We start from the raw sequence: 2,957 nt of genomic DNA, 5'->3' as shown, positions 1-2,957 counted from the left end.
GTGTCGAGCATGGACCTGCCGAACGCGTTCGCGACAGGACGCAGCGCGGACCATGCCGTCCTCTGCGTGACGACGGGCCTGCTGCGGCGGCTGGAGCCCGCCGAACTGGAGGGCGTGCTGGCGCACGAGCTGTCGCACGTGGCGCACAAGGACGTCGCCGTGATCACGGTCGCGTCCTTCCTCGGCGTGCTGGCCGGCCTGATGGTGCGGTTCGCCTTCTACTCACAGCTCTTCCGCGGCCGCAGGGACCAGAACACCATCGCCGTCCTCGGGGTCGTGATGGGTGTCTCGGCGGCCGTGTACGCGATCAGCTTCCTGCTGATCCGGGCCCTGTCCCGGTACCGTGAACTGGCGGCGGACCGCGCGGCCGCGCACCTCACCGGGCGCCCCTCCGCGCTGGCCTCCGCGCTCACCAAGGTCTCCGGCGACATCGCCCGCATCCCGACCCAGGACCTGCGCACGGCCCAGGCGTTCAACGCCTTCTTCTTCACACCGGCGCTGGGCTCCGAGCCCGGACTGGCCGGGTTCCTCTCGACCCACCCCAGCCTGGAGAAGCGACTGGAACAGCTGGGGCAGATCTCCACCGAGCTGGGTGAGGCGGCGACGCCGGGAAAGGCGGGCTGAGCATGGGGCTGCTGGACATCCTGCTGGGCCGTACGAAGCCCCTCGCACCCGACCTCGACCAGCTGTTCGCGCTGCCGTCGGCGGCCGTGACGCTCCAGGCCGCGGCCGGGTTCGCGCCGACCGGGGAGGGAGCGGTGTGCTTCGCCACGGTCGAGGGCGCGGCCTTCGAGCAGACGCACCGGGAGGTCCAGGCGCTCCTCGACGCGGACGCGGACCGCAGTGGCCCTCCGGTGGGACTGCGGCAGGACGACTACGGCTACTCCTGGCTGGTCTCGCAGCGCGCTCCGGATCAGCTCCCGCAGCTGGTCAACGACCTGCACGCGGTGAACAGTTCGATGGAGGTCAACGGCTTCGGCCCGCAGCTGCTCTGCTCGCTCGTGGGGTTCCGGGACGACTCCGGCCGCGCCCTGGCCCTCGTGTATCTCTACAAACGGGGTGCGTTCTATCCGTTCGCGCCGCTGCCCGGTACCGCACAGCGGCGCGACAACGCGCTGGAGCTCCAGATGAAGACGCTCCTCGCCAACGACCTGCGGATCGAGCAGGATCTGAGCCGCTGGTTCCCGGTGTGGGGAGCCCCCGGCCTGTGACCGGAGGCTCCCGCGTGGCTCACCCGCTCTTCTCGCGCTCCTGACGGCGGGCCTCGAAGGGGCGCTCGCGACGGTAGCGGCGCTCCCACTTGGCCTGACGGTCACGGCGCTCACGGTAGGCCTGGTAGGTGGTGGGCGCGCCCGGCTGTGCTCCCCCGGCGGACGGGGTCCCGCCCCGCCCGTGGCGCACGTACAGGAAGAGCAGGGCCACGGCGGCGAGCCACCAGGTGTGGTTTCCGAATCCGAGGATCACCAGGACGGCGGTCCCGGACAGGACGACGGTGCCCATGACGGTCCTCCGTTCGTTTCGGTGTGTGATCGGCGTGACTCCAGCGTAGGGAAGCGGTCACTCGGAGTGCATCCCCATTTTCCGTGGGTGAATGGGCGTCATGAGCGAGCTCGTCTCCCTCACTCACGAGTACGACGGCGAACGCCCTCGCCGGAGTGCGACGGCGGTCCCGGGCGGGCCGCCGTCGTTCTGCCGAACGGCTGGGGCAGGGGCCACCCGAGCCGCTCGGCGGGCGGCTCGAGGCCCATGTGGCCGCGCTGCGGGAGCGACACGCCTGAACCGGCCTCACGGAACGGCGGCTCAAACCCCCGGCGACGCCTGCACCACGCCCGCGGCAATGGCGGCACCGAGCGCGGCGTGGTCGGCGAGGGACTGCTCGGCGTAGCTCAGCGCGAAGTCGGCGATGGCCCGGTCGAAGGTGTCGGTGGTGCCCAGGTATCCGGCGATGGCGATGCGGTCGCCGGAGCGGGCGTGGGCGCGGGCCAGCGTGGTGCCGCACAGCCTCGCGTACTCGACGAGCCCGGCGGGCGCCATCGCGGCGACGTCGGCCGAACCCTTCATGTCACGCAGCTGGCGCCAGTAGAAGGCGCGGCCCTGCGGTCCGGTCATCCAGCCGAGGAAGATGTCGCTGGCGGCCTGCAGCAGCCGCTGCCCCGCCACCACACGGTGTCCGGGGTGGACGTACGGACCGCTGGGCAGGTGCTGCTCCAGTACGGACTTCGTGGCCTCCTTGATCTGCAGGAACAGCGGGTCGTTCTGGTCCCGTCCGGCCAGGAGCACGATGAAGCAGCGGGTGCCGACGCTGCCGACGCCCACGACCTTGCGGCTGGCCTCGACGAAGCGGTAGCGGTCGAGGAGGACCCGGCGGTCCTCGGTGAGCGTGGAGCGGTAGTCGCTGAAGATCTTGCGCAGGGAGGCCATGTCGGGGGCGCCGGCGGGTTCGAGGAGCGGCGGGTCCTGGATGATGCGCGGCCGCCCGTCGACCACCTCCGTCAGTTTGCCGAGGGCCTGCAGGCTGGTGCGGCGCCGGGCCCGGGTGAGGGTGGACTCGACCTGGCCGCGGCGACGGGCGGAGCGGGCGTAGGTGAGCAGGCTCTGGGCATCGATGCGCTCGTACCAGACGACGAGCTCGCCGAGCTCGGCCAGCCGCCGCATGGACGTCCGGTAGGCGGCGACGGCGGCCAGGACCGCGGCACGGACCCTGGCCTCGGGGAACCCGTTGTCCCGGCCGGCCACCGCCACACTGGCGGTGAGCCGTTTGATGTCCCACTCGAAGGGCCCGGGGAAGGTCTCGTCGAAGTCGTTGAGGTCGAAGAGCAGCGCCCGCTCCGGGGAGGCGTACACCCCGAAGTTGAGCAGATGGCCGTGGCCGCACAGCTGCACGGTCAGCCCGGTGCTGGGCTGCGAGGCGAGGTCGGAGGCCATGACGGCGGCCGCGCCGCGCAGGAACGCGAACG

Annotated in this window: 4 protein-coding genes; 2 read left to right on the top strand and 2 right to left on the bottom strand. The window is 71.7% G+C overall.

Features of this window, described 5'->3' with window-relative positions; genetic code table 11:
- Both ACFW2E_RS44505 and ACFW2E_RS44500 read left to right on the top strand, forming a co-directional pair.
- Positions 1-624 (top strand): M48 family metalloprotease (locus ACFW2E_RS44505; RefSeq protein WP_384477194.1); only part of this gene is annotated, 624 nt, incomplete at its 5' end.
- A gap of 2 nt (positions 625-626) precedes the next feature.
- Positions 627-1,211, top strand: a complete 585-nt coding sequence (locus ACFW2E_RS44500; RefSeq protein ID WP_384477191.1) for a hypothetical protein — start codon at positions 627-629, stop codon at positions 1,209-1,211.
- A 19-nt stretch (positions 1,212-1,230) separates the two neighbouring features.
- Here ACFW2E_RS44500 and ACFW2E_RS44495 read toward each other — a convergent pair whose 3' ends face one another.
- Together ACFW2E_RS44495 and ACFW2E_RS44490 are read right to left on the bottom strand one after the other, a co-directional pair.
- The gene (locus tag ACFW2E_RS44495) at positions 1,231-1,500 is read right to left on the bottom strand and encodes a hypothetical protein (RefSeq protein ID WP_384477188.1); all 270 of its coding nucleotides are present in this window, start codon (positions 1,498-1,500) and stop codon (positions 1,231-1,233) included.
- 300 nt (positions 1,501-1,800) lie between these two features.
- A partial coding sequence (locus ACFW2E_RS44490) for a DUF2252 domain-containing protein (RefSeq protein WP_384477185.1) occupies positions 1,801-2,957 on the bottom strand: 1,157 nt, incomplete at its 5' end.

The sequence above is a fragment of the Streptomyces sp. NPDC058964 genome (genome assembly GCF_042741275.1).
In the GTDB taxonomy this organism is placed as follows: Bacteria; Actinomycetota; Actinomycetes; order Streptomycetales; family Streptomycetaceae; genus Streptomyces.
Note: the sequence above shows the minus strand (reverse complement) of the source record. Positions and strands in the feature narration are given on the sequence as shown.

Excerpts from the sequence above, each read along its gene's own strand:
- ACFW2E_RS44500 (WP_384477191.1), top strand. The coding sequence starts at position 627 with ATGGGGCTGCTGGACATCCTGCTGGGCCGTACGAAGCCCCTCGCACCC.
- ACFW2E_RS44495 (WP_384477188.1), bottom strand. The coding sequence starts at position 1,500 with ATGGGCACCGTCGTCCTGTCCGGGACCGCCGTCCTGGTGATCCTCGGA.